Source organism: Xylophilus sp. PBN-3R, from assembly GCF_057747805.1.
In genome coordinates, this window is the sequence record NZ_CM173225.1 from 3,633,983 (window position 1) to 3,645,982 (window position 12,000).

14 protein-coding genes and 1 tRNA gene are annotated in these 12,000 nt (G+C 66.3%); 7 read left to right on the plus strand and 8 right to left on the minus strand.

The features are described 5' to 3' along the window. Positions 1-56 precede the first annotated feature (56 nt). From AC3ANW_RS17310 to serS, 3 genes are all read right to left on the minus strand, one after another. Complete coding sequence (locus tag AC3ANW_RS17310) at positions 57-236, minus strand: hypothetical protein (protein ID WP_488342083.1); 180 nt, start codon at positions 234-236, stop codon at positions 57-59. A 655-nt stretch (positions 237-891) separates the two neighbouring features. Next, a tRNA-Ser gene (locus tag AC3ANW_RS17315) sits at positions 892-981 on the minus strand. Positions 982-1,038: 57 nt separating this feature from the next. Beyond that, entirely contained in the window at positions 1,039-2,364 is a 1,326-nt protein-coding gene (gene serS, locus AC3ANW_RS17320; RefSeq protein ID WP_488342084.1) for a serine--tRNA ligase, read from the minus strand. A 78-nt stretch (positions 2,365-2,442) separates the two neighbouring features. On the opposite strand from serS, the gene AC3ANW_RS17325 reads away from it, so the two are divergent. Continuing rightward, positions 2,443-3,066 (plus strand): CBS domain-containing protein, encoded by a 624-nt coding sequence (locus AC3ANW_RS17325; RefSeq protein WP_488342085.1) that lies wholly within the window; start codon positions 2,443-2,445, stop codon positions 3,064-3,066. Here AC3ANW_RS17325 and ispH read toward each other — a convergent pair. Beyond that, positions 3,049-4,020 carry a 4-hydroxy-3-methylbut-2-enyl diphosphate reductase gene (ispH, locus tag AC3ANW_RS17330; protein ID WP_488342086.1) on the minus strand — a complete coding sequence of 324 codons (972 nt, stop codon included), beginning with the start codon at positions 4,018-4,020 and terminating at the stop codon, positions 3,049-3,051. The two genes, AC3ANW_RS17325 and ispH, sit on opposite strands and share 18 nt — an antisense overlap. After that, a complete protein-coding gene (locus AC3ANW_RS17335) occupies positions 4,017-4,481 on the minus strand; it encodes an FKBP-type peptidyl-prolyl cis-trans isomerase (protein WP_488342087.1) in 465 nt (154 codons plus the stop codon). Before AC3ANW_RS17335 ends, ispH begins: the two co-directional genes overlap by 4 nt. Positions 4,482-4,585: 104 nt before the next feature. Between AC3ANW_RS17335 and radC the strand changes: the two genes are divergently transcribed. Both radC and AC3ANW_RS17345 read left to right on the plus strand, forming a co-directional pair. Further along, positions 4,586-5,263 carry a RadC family protein gene (radC, locus tag AC3ANW_RS17340; RefSeq protein WP_488342088.1) on the plus strand — a complete coding sequence of 226 codons (678 nt, stop codon included), beginning with the start codon at positions 4,586-4,588 and terminating at the stop codon, positions 5,261-5,263. After that, complete coding sequence (locus AC3ANW_RS17345) at positions 5,260-5,937, plus strand: Smr/MutS family protein (RefSeq protein WP_488342089.1); 678 nt, start codon at positions 5,260-5,262, stop codon at positions 5,935-5,937. The genes radC and AC3ANW_RS17345 overlap by 4 nt, the downstream gene beginning before the upstream one ends. On the opposite strand, the gene AC3ANW_RS17350 is transcribed toward AC3ANW_RS17345, so the two are convergent. Further along, positions 5,934-6,338: a group II truncated hemoglobin gene (locus tag AC3ANW_RS17350; protein WP_488342090.1), complete on the minus strand. Its 405-nt coding sequence runs from the start codon at positions 6,336-6,338 to the stop codon at positions 5,934-5,936. The two genes, AC3ANW_RS17345 and AC3ANW_RS17350, sit on opposite strands and share 4 nt — an antisense overlap. A 69-nt stretch (positions 6,339-6,407) precedes the next feature. On the opposite strand from AC3ANW_RS17350, the gene AC3ANW_RS17355 reads away from it, so the two are divergent. Further along, on the plus strand, positions 6,408-6,734 hold the full coding sequence (locus AC3ANW_RS17355) for a thioredoxin family protein (RefSeq protein WP_488342091.1): 327 nt from the start codon (positions 6,408-6,410) through the stop codon (positions 6,732-6,734). On the opposite strand, the gene AC3ANW_RS17360 is transcribed toward AC3ANW_RS17355, so the two are convergent. Further along, positions 6,735-7,688 carry a glycosyltransferase family 2 protein gene (locus AC3ANW_RS17360; protein WP_488342092.1) on the minus strand — a complete coding sequence of 318 codons (954 nt, stop codon included), beginning with the start codon at positions 7,686-7,688 and terminating at the stop codon, positions 6,735-6,737. 113 nt (positions 7,689-7,801) lie between these two features. Between AC3ANW_RS17360 and AC3ANW_RS17365 the strand changes: the two genes are divergently transcribed. From AC3ANW_RS17365 to AC3ANW_RS17375, 3 genes are read left to right on the plus strand one after another with little or no spacing between them, the layout of a single operon-like run. Beyond that, positions 7,802-8,653 (plus strand): WecB/TagA/CpsF family glycosyltransferase, encoded by an 852-nt coding sequence (locus AC3ANW_RS17365; protein ID WP_488342093.1) that lies wholly within the window; start codon positions 7,802-7,804, stop codon positions 8,651-8,653. Between the two features lie 57 nt (positions 8,654-8,710). Beyond that, the gene (locus AC3ANW_RS17370; RefSeq protein WP_488342094.1) at positions 8,711-10,081 is read left to right on the plus strand and encodes an undecaprenyl-phosphate glucose phosphotransferase; all 1,371 of its coding nucleotides are present in this window, start codon (positions 8,711-8,713) and stop codon (positions 10,079-10,081) included. Continuing rightward, on the plus strand, positions 10,071-11,237 hold the full coding sequence (locus tag AC3ANW_RS17375; RefSeq protein WP_488342095.1) for a GNAT family N-acetyltransferase: 1,167 nt from the start codon (positions 10,071-10,073) through the stop codon (positions 11,235-11,237). Before AC3ANW_RS17370 ends, AC3ANW_RS17375 begins: the two co-directional genes overlap by 11 nt. A 14-nt stretch (positions 11,238-11,251) precedes the next feature. On the opposite strand, the gene AC3ANW_RS17380 is transcribed toward AC3ANW_RS17375, so the two are convergent. Continuing rightward, positions 11,252-11,998: a polysaccharide deacetylase family protein gene (locus AC3ANW_RS17380; RefSeq protein WP_488342096.1), complete on the minus strand. Its 747-nt coding sequence runs from the start codon at positions 11,996-11,998 to the stop codon at positions 11,252-11,254. Positions 11,999-12,000 lie beyond the last annotated feature (2 nt).

Consider the following 12,000-nt stretch of genomic DNA (forward strand, 5'->3'; position numbering starts at 1 on the left):
CGCATCGCAAGTTCACACAGGTAAAAAGTAAATCTTAACTATTGTGTTACTTTGTATCAAGCACCGAAACCGAAACCGAAACCGAAACCGAAACCGAAACCGAAACCGAAACCGAAACCGGGTCGGGTCGGGTCGGGTCGGGTCGGGTCGGGTCGGGTCGGGTCGGGTCGGGTCGGGTCGGGTCGGGTCGGGTCGGGTCGGGTGAACAGGATGGCATGGAATGCCGCGCTGCCCATAGGCGCGCAGGAGGCAGCTAAGGATCTCGCCTTCGTAGTCGTGAAAGGAGGTCGGCTGCGCGGCGACGAGCAACTGATCATGCTTTGAACCGTTGCTTATGCTGTGTCCCCTTTTCTAAAGAAAAGGGGCGGAGCCCTCCGGCGGAAAGACGGCGCCAGCGCTCACGATAAGGGGGTACGCGGAACCACCTGAGAAGGGGGTGCGACCATCACCACCTACCGCACCCCCTTTGAAATCCGAGCCAAAACCAGCAAATGTCCCTAACCGAAATTGAAGAGCCTAAACGCCGACGCATACAGGTATAAGAATTTCGACCATCCGACGCCCATGCAGAGCATAAAAGCACGGTGGTTTTTTCGAAGTCGCGCGTCACATCGCGGTCAGCCCGATCAACTCCCATCTCAACAACTATCGTCCGAGCGCGCGTAGCCGGCTGCGGCTCATTCCCAATGGCAAGGCATGACCTTGATACCCCCACAGGAACTCGCGGCTTGACGAAGCCCTCATTGACGTTTTTTCCACTACGTCCAGCAAACTGCTTATAGGTGGGCTTCAACGGAAGTGCCACCCATCTCAGTGCGTTTTTGGGATGTGGGGCTTTATGTGGGGTACAAACAAAAAAGCGGCCCGGAGGCCGCAATTTTGCTTACTTACTGGCGGAGAGGGTGGGATTCGAACCCACGGTACGATCGCTCGTACGCCTGATTTCGAGTCAGGTACATTCGACCACTCTGCCACCTCTCCTGTGTGTCGAGCCTCGGATTCTAGCAGGGAAATTTGCCAGATTTCCTCAAATTTCCATCACGCAGCCAATTTTTCCAGGCCGCCCAGGTAGGGACGCAACACCGCCGGCACCGTCACCGAGCCGTCCGCGTTCTGGTAGTTCTCCAGCACGGCCACCAGCGTGCGGCCCACGGCCAGGCCGGAACCGTTCAGCGTGTGCACCAGTTCGTTGTTCTTGCCCTGGTTGGGCTTGAACCTTGCCTGCAGCCTGCGCGCCTGGAAGGCTTCGCAGTTCGACACCGAGCTGATCTCGCGATAGGTGTTCTGCGCCGGCAGCCAGACTTCCAGGTCATAGGTCTTGGACGCGCCGAAACCCATGTCTCCGGTGCACAGCGACATCACCCGGTACGGCAGCCCCAGCTTCTGCAGCACGGCTTCGGCATGGCCGGTCATGGCTTCCAGCGCTTCGTAGCTGCGCTCGGGGTGGACGACCTGCACCATCTCGACCTTGTCGAACTGGTGCTGGCGAATCAGGCCGCGGATGTCGCGGCCGCCGCTGCCGGCTTCGGACCGGAAACACGGGGTGTGGGCGGTGAACTTCAGCGGCAGGCTGTCTTCCGCGACGATTTCGTTGCGCACGAAGTTGGTCAGCGGCACTTCGCTGGTGGGGATCAGGTAGAAGGCGGTCGAATCGGGGGCGGCCTCGCCGTCCTGGCCGCCCTTCCTGGCCGCGAACAGGTCGCCTTCGAACTTGGGCAGCTGGCCGGTGCCGCGCAACGATTCGGCGTTGACGACGTAGGGCACATAACACTCGGTGTAGCCGTGTTCCTCGGTCTGAACATCCAGCATGAACTGGGCGAGCGCACGGTGCAGGCGGGCGATCGGGCCCTTCATGACGGTGAAACGCGAGCCGGCGATCTTGGCGCCCGTGTCGAAGTCCAGGCCCAGCGGAGTGCCCAGGTCGACATGGTCCTTGACCGGGAAGTCGAAGGCCTTGGGCGCCAGGCCGCTGGGGCTCCAGCGGCGCACTTCGACGTTGCCTTCTTCACCGGTGCCGACCGGCACGCTTGCATGCGGCAGGTTGGGCACGGCCAGCAGCAGGGCTTCCAGTTCGGGTTGCAGGGCGGCCAGGCGGGCGGCCGATGCGTCCAGTTCGTCCTTCAGGCTGGCGACTTCGGCCATGACGGCGTCGGTGCTTTCGCCCCTGGACTTCAGCTGGCCGATCTGCTTGGACAGGCTGTTGCGCCGGGCCTGCAGCTCTTCGGTGCGGGTCTGGATGGTCTTGCGTTCGGCCTCCAGTGCACGGAAGGCGTCCACGTCGAGGAAGGATTGAGGGTTGCGGCGCGTCAGGAGACGGGCCAGCACGGCGTCGAGGTCGCGACGCAGCAGGTTGATGTCGAGCATCCGGCGATTGTAATTTTGTGCCCGGCCGGTTCGTCGCCACTACGATCGAAAGAGTCTTGATCACCGAAAGAAAGCAGCATGTTTCACGTCTACGGCGTTGCCGGACGCCTGTATGCCGGCAGCGCGGCCAACCTGCCGGTGGTGCCGGTGCAGCGCATCGAAAGGCTGGATGCGGTGCATACCTTCATGGTGGACGAACACCCGCAGGAAGAACCCGGCTCCGGCAGCGCGCCCCCTGCCGCGCCGCGCAACCACCTGGCCAGCGAGGCGGTGGCCGCCTACGGAGACGCGGCCGCGCCGCCCAGCAAGCTGCCGAAGGTGGTGGCCCAGGTGATGACCGGCACGGTGGTCACGGTGCAGGCCGACGCCACGCTGTTCGAGGCGGCCGCCTGGATGGGCCGCGAAAACGTGGGCCAGGCGCCGGTGCTGGACGAACGCCAGCAGCTCGTCGGGCTGCTGGGGCGCGAACACATCCTCAAAGGGCTGGCCGACCCGCACCAGGCGGTGCGCAACGTGATGGCGTCACCGGTGCCGGCCGCGCTGCCGGACACCGATGTGCATCTGGTCGCCAAGGTGATGCTGCAGAGCGGTTTGCCCGGCCTGCCGGTGGTGGATGCCGACGGCGGGCTGTGCGGTTTCGTGTCGCGGGGCGATCTGCTGCAGGTGCTGGCCGACGAGCCGGCGTTAGATTCCTGGGCTTGAGCCTTCGTCCATCCGCAAACCCTTGGGCAACGGAAACTTGATGGTCTCCTCGATGCCGTCCATGCGCCGCACCGCGACGGCGCCCAGCGCCTTGATGCGGTCGATGACCTCGCGCACCAGCACTTCCGGGGCGGATGCTCCGGCGGTCAGGCCGACGCGCTGCACGCCGTCGAACCAGGCTTCCTTCAGCTCGCCCGCGTTGTCCACCATGTAGGCGGTGGTGCCCAGGCGTTCGGCGAGTTCCCGCAGGCGGTTGCTGTTGCTGCTGGTGGGGCTGCCGACGACGATGAGCAGCTCGACCTGCGGGCTCATGATCTTCACCGCGTCCTGGCGGTTCTGGGTGGCGTAGCAGATGTCCTGCTGCTTGGGTTCACGCACCTTGGGAAACCGCGCGCGCACCGCCGCGCTGATGCCGGCGGCGTCGTCCACGCTCAGGGTGGTCTGGGTGACGACGGCGAGTTTTTCGGTCTGGCTCGGCTGCACCCGGGCGACGTCGGCGATGTCCTCGACCAGGTGGATGCCGTGATCCAGCTGCCCCATGGTGCCTTCGACTTCAGGATGGCCCTTGTGGCCGATCATGATGAATTCGTAGCCTTCCCTGGCCAGCTTGGCGACCTCGACATGCACCTTGGTGACCAGCGGGCAAGTGGCGTCGAAGATCGAGAAACCGCGGGCCCGCGCTTCTTCCTGCACCGCGCGGCTGACGCCGTGGGCCGAGAACACCAGCGTGGCGCCGGGCGGCACGTCGTTCAGGTCCTCGATGAAGATGGCGCCCTTCTGCTTCAGGTCCTCGACCACGAAGGTGTTGTGCACGATCTCGTGGCGCACATAGATGGGCGCGCCGAACTTGGCCAGCGCCCTTTCGACGATCTCGATGGCACGGTCGACGCCGGCGCAGAAACCGCGCGGCTCGGCCAGCAATATCTCGTTGACGGTGGAAGTCGATGGGGTCACAGCACGCCGATCAGCTGCACTTCGAAGGTCACCGGCTGGCCGGCCAGCGGATGGTTGAAGTCGAAGAGCACCGAGTCGGCGCCCAGCTCCTTCACCGCTCCGGCATAACTTCCCTGGCCGTCGGGCGTGGGGAACTGCACCACGTCGCCGACGCTGTATTGCTCGTCCGGGTCGCCCAGTTCGCGCAGCAGCTTGCGGGCCACCCATTGCTGCATGTCGGGATTGCGGTCGCCGAAGGCGGCTCCGGCCGGCAGTTCGAAGGATGTGTGGGTGCCCTCGGGCAGGCCCATCAGGCGCTGCTCGACGGCGGGTGAAAGTTCGCCGGTGCCCAGCGACAGCGTGGCCGGCTTGTCGTTGAAGGTGTTGATGATGTCGCCCGCCGGACCTGACAGCCGGTAATGCAACGTGAGGAACGAGCCGGGCTCGACGACGGGGACTTCGGAAGCGGTGGGGGAGGACATGCGTGACCCTATAAACTGGCCCGTATTGTAGAAAACTGCCCTTTTCCAGTGGCGGCATCCGTTCTTTGCGGGGTGTGCCGGGGCGGTTTCACCGGAAGTTGCCGATGACCGTGCAGAGCCTGCCCCTCGATGCCCGCCCGCGCGAAAAGCTGCTGGCGCGTGGCGCCGCCGCGCTCTGCGACGCCGAACTGCTGGCCCTGCTCCTGCGCACCGGCCTGCCCGGCCGGGGCGTGCTGCAGATGGCGCAAGACCTGCTCGACCGCTTCGGCGGCATCTCCGGACTGCTGCACACCACGGCCGAAGAACTGCGGCAATTCAAGGGCCTGGGCGGCACCGCCAAGCGGGCCGAACTGGTGGCGGTGCTCGAACTGGCTCGCCGTGTGATGGCCCAGGGCCTGCGCGAGAAACCGGTGTTCGAAAGCCCCCATGCGGTGCGTGACTACGTGCAGCTGCAGCTGGCGGCCAACCGGCACGAGGTATTCGCGGTGATGTTCCTGGACACCCAGCAGCGGCTGATCGCCTTCGAGGAAATGTTTCGCGGCACGCTCAACGTCACCAGCGTGTATCCGCGTGAGGTGGTGTTGCGGGCGCTGCACCACAACGCCTGTTCGGTGGTGCTGGCCCACAACCACCCCAGCGGTGGCGTCAAGCCGTCGAAGGCCGACCACGCGCTTACCGAAAACCTGCGGGCCGCGCTGGGGCTGATCGACATCCGGGTGCTCGACCACATGATCGTGTCGCAGGGCCTGTCCCTGTCGATGGCCGAGGCAGGTTACCTATGAGCCAGGCACGACGTTCGATCACCGTCCATGCGCTCGACGACCTGCGTGCCATTCGCACCGAGCTGGCCGACCGCAAGGCGCGCGAGGCAGCCGAGGCAGCCGCCCGCGCCGCCGCCATGGCGCGCCGCGAAGCCCAGCGCAATGTGTTCGCCAAGGCCGTCGGCAAGGTGCACCCCTTGCCCGACCGCGGCCGGGTCTTCTTCGAGCCCGAACTGCCGCCGCCGATCCCGGTGCAGCACATGCTGGACGAAGCCCGGGTGCTGCTCGAATCGATCAGCGACGACTTCGATTCCAGCACCCTGCTGGACACCGACGACAACCTGAGTTTCCGCCGGCCCGGCGTGGGGCCGGACGTGACCCGCCGCCTGCGCAAGGGCGAATGGGCCATCCAGCGCCAGCTCGACCTGCACGGCCTGCGCACCGAAGGCGCACGCGAAGCGCTGGGCGCGTTCGTGCGTGAATCCGCCCGGCAGGGCATCCGGTGCCTGCGGGTGGTGCACGGCAAGGGCCTGGGTTCGGTCGGCAAGACGCCGGTGCTCAAGAGCCGGGTACAGGGCTGGCTGATCCAGAAGCAGGAAGTTCTGGCATTCGTCCAGGCCCGGCCGATCGACGGCGGGGCCGGCGCACTGGTGGTGCTGCTGCGTCCGGTGCGACCCAAGAAGGCGTCGGCTTAAACGCCCTTGTTGCGCATCCAGTCGCCGGTCTGGAAGAAGCTTTTCTTGAGGCGTTCGCGCAGCGCCTGAGGCACACCGGTCTCGCCCATCGCCTGGTCCATGCAGGCCAGCCATTCGTCGCGTTCGCGGATGCCGATGGAAAACGGCATGTGGCGGGCCCGCAGCATCGGGTGGCCGAACTTGTCGGTGTAGTGCTGCGGCCCGCCCAGCCAGCCGCAGAGGAACATGAACAGCCTTTCGCGTGCGTTGGCCAGTTCCGGGCCGTGCGCGGCACGCAGGGCGGCGTAGCCGGGTTCTAGATCCATCAGGTCGTAGAAACGCTCGACCAGGGCTTTCACCCGGTCTTCGCCGCCGATCCATTCGAAAGGCGTGTCGAACGGGGGTTTGTCTTCGATCTGCATGGCGGGCTCTCGGGGAATCTTGTAAAAAACAGGGCGACAGTATCCACATCCATGAAAGAGAACTCCCCCATGGCGAGCACCGACGCTTATCAGAACCCGGGCCCCGCCCGCACCGACATCGACGCCATGGCCGGCGCCACCCTGCTCGAGTTCGGCACCGGCTGGTGCGGCCATTGCCAGGCAGCCCAGGCGCTGATCGGCCAGGCGCTGCAGGGCCGTGGCGGTGTGCAGCACATCAAGGTGGAAGACGGCAGCGGTCGGCCGCTGGGCCGCTCGTTTCGCGTCAAGCTGTGGCCGACGCTGGTGTTCCTGAAGGACGGCCAGGAAGTCGCGCGGCTGGTGCGGCCCCAGGGCACGGCTGCCATCGCCGAGGCGCTGGCGGCGATCGGCGCCTGATCAGGAACTGTCGCGCTCGCGCAGCTTGCCGCTGATCGCGTCCTTCAGCCGGCCGTTCTGCCAGCCGCGCAGGTGGCGCTGGAACTCCGGGTTGTCATAGCGCGGCAGGCGGCGGATGGCGGCCCAGAAGTAGCCCACGATCATCAGGAATCCGCCAATGACGTAGGGTTTTTCGCGCATGCGGTTCAAGCCGGCCACCACGGCATACAGCGGGTGGTAACCGAGGTACCAGTTGCCGCGGCCCCAGCGCAGGCGCCCGACGAACAGGTCGCGGTCGGATGAGCCCATCACCCGGTGGTGCCAGAGCCAGGCCTCGCGGTCGTAGGTGCTGAGCGTTTCCCAGCCTTTCATGGCCGCGGTGTGTACGTCGATGCCGTCCCAGGCCAGGTGCTGCACGAAACCGCCGATGTCCTCGAAGGCCTCGCGCTTGTAAAGCTTGAACTGGCCCGCGACCTGTTCGCGGCCGTGGCTTTCCTCGATGAACCGGCCGTTTTCGGACCGGAAGACCTTGCCCGACACCGCTGCCAGCCTTGGCTGCGTTTCCAGCAGCGCCAGCATGTGTTCGAGGTACCTGGGCCCGAACGACATGTCGCCGTCGAGCTTCACGATGTATTGCCAGTCGTGGAAGGTGATCCGTTCCCGGCCGAACTCGAAAGCCGCGATGACGCCGCCGCCGAGCTTGCGGAAGCCCCGGTCCTGGCGGGCGATGAGACGGATGAAGGGATAACGCGCGGCGTACTCGGCAATGATTTCCGGCGTGTCGTCGCGCGAGCCGTCGTCCACCAGGATCCACTCGGTGGGCCGGCAGGTCTGGGACACGATGGAATCCAGCGTCAGGCGCAGGTATTTGGCCTCGTCACGCACCGGCGAAATGATGACCACCGGAACGATGCGTGGGTTCACGGCCGGGACGGACACGACCGGCACGAGTTCGGAAGGCGAGAAACGGGCCATGGCTGCCAATACAAATGCGGTACAAAGAACTGTACAAAAGAACTCTGTGCACATCCTAACAGTGACGCTAACAGAAAGTTACGCTAACCTCGGAGGCACTCGACCCGACATCCATGAGCGCCCCCATCCTGCCCACGTCCCATCCTGCGTTTGCCGAACCGAATGCCAAGGAGCGTCCGCTGCTGCCGGTCTGCTCGATGTTCGGCCTGGACATCCTGGCGCTGGACTTCGAGCAGGCGGCCGAGGCCCTCGAAAATCGCGCCGCATCGCCGGCACGCCCGACCTGCGTGGTGGTGACACCCAACGTCGATCACCTGACCCGGCTCGACCGCGCCACGCCCGAGTTCCGGGCGATGTACGCCAGTGCCGACGCGATCTTCGCGGACGGCATGCCTCTCGTCTGGGCCAGCAACCATTTCAGCGACACGCCGCTGCCGGGCCGAGTCACCGGCTCCGACCTGTTCGTGCGGCTTGCGCGCCGGGCCGGCGAGCGTGGCTGGCCGATCTTCGTGCTGGGCGGGCAGCCCGGCGACGAAGCCCGGTTGTCGGCCGAACTGGCGGCGCGTTTCCCCGGGCTGCAGGCCGAGGTGTTTTCTCCCTCGATGCAGTTCGACCCCGACGGCGCCGAAGGCCATGAGGCGCTACGCCGCATCGCCCTGATCAAACCCGCCATCGTCTTCGCCTGCCTGGGCATGCCCAAACAGGAACGCTGGGCCATGGGCCATCGCCAAGAGATCGACGCTTCGGTGGTGATGTGCGTGGGCGCGGCGCTCGAATTCGCGCTGGGCCGGAAACGCCGTGCGCCCGCCTGGATGCAGCGCGCCGGCTTCGAATGGTTGTGGCGCCTGCTCAGCGAGCCGCGCCGCCTGTGGCGTCGCTACCTGGTGCAGAGCCTGCGTTTCGCGCGGCTGCTGCGTCGGGAGCGCGCCGCCAGCATCCGGAACCGTCAGGCCGAACGGCCCTGATCCGGCGTCGTCCGTCCACTCATGTCGGGGCTGCAGAAGTCAACTCATCACGCGGTTTTGTTCAACGCGGCGGTTTCATTCGTCTGCGCGGTCACGCTGAGCGTCAACCTGCTGATCTGGGTCGGTGCGTATTGGCGGGCCGACTACGACAACTTCGATTTCATCTCCCTGATGGGGCTGCTGATCGGCCTGGTGGCTTTCCGCGACCTGGGGCAGGAACTGCTGGAAGTGCGGCTGCAGTGGCGCCAGCTGATCGGCTCGCTGGTGCGTCGATGGGCCGTCACCTTCGCGGTGGTGCTGTTCGCGCTGTACCTGGCCAAGCTCGGAGGCACGATCTCGCGGCTGGTGATGCTGGGCTGGCTGATCAGCACACCCTTCGTGCTGCTGCCGCTGCTGCTGCTGTGCCGGCGCACCGCAAGCCATCTCTACAACGCGCCGGGCCTGCGCCGCAAGGCGGTGTTCGTGTTCTTCGACGAGGAAGCCGCCACGCTGGCCGGCACGCTGAAGGACTCGCCCATCCTGGGCATCACGCCGCTGGGATATTTCGACGACCGCGAGGTGCCGCGCGGCGTCAACACCGCCGGGCTGGGCAAGCTGGGTTCGGTCGCCAAGGCGCATGAATGGATCCTGACCCACCGGGTCGACATGGTGTTCATCGGCCTGCGGGGTGCGCACGGGCCGCGCGCGCAGCAATTGCTCGACTCGATGCTGGATTCCGTGGTGTCGATCTATTTCGTGCCCGACTACCGGCCCGCGGGGCTGCGCCACGTGCAATACGCCGAACTGGCCGAAGTGCCGGTGCTGGTCGCCTACGAAACCCCTTTCCTGGGCCTGGCCCGGGTCAGCAAACGCGCCATGGACATCGCGCTGTCGCTTTTCCTGTTGCTGCTGGCCAGCCCGGTGATGCTGCTGGCGGCGCTGGCGGTGCGGCTCAGTTCGCCGGGGCCGGTGCTTTTCCACCAGAAACGCTACGGGGCGGGCGGCGTGGAGATCTCGGTCTACAAGTTCCGGTCGATGCGCAACGATCCGCTGCCGGCCGACGGCACGGTGCAGCAGGCGCGCCGCAACGATCCGCGGGTGACCGCCGTGGGGGCCTTCCTGCGCCGCACCTCGCTCGACGAACTGCCGCAGTTCTTCAATGTGCTGGGCGGCTCGATGAGCATCGTCGGCCCGCGTCCGCATGCGGTGCAGCACAACGAGCTGTACCGTCGCCAGGTGCGCGGCTACATGCTGCGCCACAAGGTCAAGCCCGGCATCACCGGCTGGGCGCAGGTGAACGGCGCGCGGGGCGAGACGGATACCCTCGACAAGATGGAACGCCGGGTCGAACTCGACCTTTACTACATTCGCAACTGGTCTCTCATGCTCGACCTCAAGATCATCCTGATGACCGCTCTGCTCGTGGTGCGCGACAACCATGCCTTCTGAGGACACCGTCGCGCAAGCCACCACACCCCACCTGCCCGCCTCGCTCCACATGGCCGTCCACGGCTCGCTCGAATCGGTGGAAGAGCGCTGGCGCGACGCCTGGAACCGCCTGGCGGGCACGCCCTTCCAGAACTTCGACTGGGTGAAGACCTGGTACGAGACCCTGGGCCGCCAGCAAGGCTGGAAGCCCTGCATCGGCGAACTGCGCGCCGACACGCCCGACGGCCCCACCGTGCTGCTGCTGCCGCTGGCCATGCGCCGCCAGGGCCTGTTGCGGGTGATGGGTTTCATGGGTGCCGAACTGCTCGACTACCAGGCGCCGCTGATCGACCCGGCCTTCGCCCGCGCGCTGACGCCGGCCCACGCCGCGCGTCTGTGGAACGGTTTCATGGGCATCTTTCCTTCGGTGGACATCATCCGCACCCGCCGCATGCCGTCCGCCATCGGCGAGCTTGCCAACCCGTTCGCCGCCCTGCCCGGCGCGCGCCACGACGAAAACGCCAACGCGGCGCGTCTGCCGGCGGATTTCGCCACCTTCGCCGCGGCCCGCGAGGCCCGGATGTTCGCCGACAGCCGACGCCAGCTGCGGCGCTTGGCCGAACTGGGCAAGGTGCAGGTGCTGACCGAAATCGAAGAACCCGCCCTGCGCGAAAGGGTGATGGCCGCGCTGGTCGAACAGAAATCGCACCGCTGGAACGAAAGCGGCGCCATCGACGCGTTCGCCCTGCCCGGCTACCGCGAGTTCTTCTCGCGACTGGCCGCCGGCCCGCTGCAGGGTGTCGATTCGGTGATGTCGGCGCTGCTGCTCGACGACCGCATCATCGCCACCCACTGGGGCATGCGCAGGGGCGACCGCTACTACTGGCTGATGCCTACCTACGACCACGAATGGGCGCGTTTCTCGCCCGGCCGGCTGCTGATGGAAGCGGTGGTGCGGCGCTGCATCGAGGACGGCCTGAAGGTGTTCGACCTGACCGCCGGCGACGAGGCCTACAAGAAGCAGTGGGTCGACGAAAAGATGAAGCTCTACACGCTGACGCAGTCGTTCAGCTCGCTGGGCAACACCGCTCGCAACCTGGAGACGGTCCGCGAATTCGCCAAACGCTGGCCGGCCCTGCGCCGTTTCATCCGCAAGCTGCGCGGCCAGACGACCTGACGGCCTGACGCGGTTCAGCCGGCTCGGGCGGCCCAGTAGTCCAGCGCGGCCCCGACCGTCAGCACCTGGCAGCCGGCATCCAGCGACTGCCGCACCGCCAGATCCAGCGCCTTCGGCGTGCAGCCGTATGGCCCGTCGCCGTCGTCGACCTCGTGGGTGTTGACCACCAGCCAGCCGCGTTTTTGGGCGGTCTCGGCCAGCACCTGCGTGAAGCTGACGCCGTCGGGCTCGCAGCGGTAGAACCGATGGCTCTTGAGGGCGTTCAAGTCGGCCGAGCCGACATGCACGCCGCCACCCGTCACCCGCGACGACCGGTAGCGCAATGCGCAGTCGCGTTTGGCCCCCACCGTGACCGCGCCCCAGGGAAAGGCGAAGTCCATCGTCGCCGGGTCCACGCCCAGGTTTTCCAGGAACCCGTTGCCGAGGTCGAGCTGGCTGCGACGCCGGGCGGCGTCCATGCGGTCGACCGGTACATGGTCGAAGCTGTGGGCGCCCAGCTGGTGGCCGGCCGCCAGCAGGTCGCGCAAGGCGGCTTCCGAATGGCAGGGCAGACCCAGTTCGAAGCCATCGGTCAGGCCGCCGGCGATGTACCAGGTGCCGCGGGCGCCGTGGCGTTCGAGTGCCGCCGCGCCGGCGACGCAGGCCGACATGGGCGCATCGTCGAAAGTGAAACTGACGACGCCCGCCTCGCCTTTCAGCGCCAGCATGCGCCGGTCGGTATAGCGTGAAAGGAAACGGCTGGCCCGGTAGCTCAGCGACATGG

Excerpts from the sequence above, each read along its gene's own strand:
- AC3ANW_RS17335 (WP_488342087.1), bottom strand. The coding sequence starts at position 4,481 with ATGTCCTCCCCCACCGCTTCCGAAGTCCCCGTCGTCGAGCCCGGCTCG.
- AC3ANW_RS17345 (WP_488342089.1), top strand. The coding sequence starts at position 5,260 with ATGAGCCAGGCACGACGTTCGATCACCGTCCATGCGCTCGACGACCTG.
- AC3ANW_RS17325 (WP_488342085.1), top strand. The coding sequence starts at position 2,443 with ATGTTTCACGTCTACGGCGTTGCCGGACGCCTGTATGCCGGCAGCGCG.
- AC3ANW_RS17350 (WP_488342090.1), bottom strand. The coding sequence starts at position 6,338 with ATGCAGATCGAAGACAAACCCCCGTTCGACACGCCTTTCGAATGGATC.
- AC3ANW_RS17310 (WP_488342083.1), bottom strand. The coding sequence starts at position 236 with ATGGGCAGCGCGGCATTCCATGCCATCCTGTTCACCCGACCCGACCCG.
- AC3ANW_RS17365 (WP_488342093.1), top strand. The coding sequence starts at position 7,802 with ATGAGCGCCCCCATCCTGCCCACGTCCCATCCTGCGTTTGCCGAACCG.
- AC3ANW_RS17375 (WP_488342095.1), top strand. The coding sequence starts at position 10,071 with ATGCCTTCTGAGGACACCGTCGCGCAAGCCACCACACCCCACCTGCCC.
- AC3ANW_RS17360 (WP_488342092.1), bottom strand. The coding sequence starts at position 7,688 with ATGGCCCGTTTCTCGCCTTCCGAACTCGTGCCGGTCGTGTCCGTCCCG.
- radC (WP_488342088.1), top strand. The coding sequence starts at position 4,586 with ATGACCGTGCAGAGCCTGCCCCTCGATGCCCGCCCGCGCGAAAAGCTG.
- AC3ANW_RS17355 (WP_488342091.1), top strand. The coding sequence starts at position 6,408 with ATGGCGAGCACCGACGCTTATCAGAACCCGGGCCCCGCCCGCACCGAC.
- serS (WP_488342084.1), bottom strand. The coding sequence starts at position 2,364 with ATGCTCGACATCAACCTGCTGCGTCGCGACCTCGACGCCGTGCTGGCC.
- AC3ANW_RS17380 (WP_488342096.1), bottom strand. The coding sequence starts at position 11,998 with ATGTCGCTGAGCTACCGGGCCAGCCGTTTCCTTTCACGCTATACCGAC.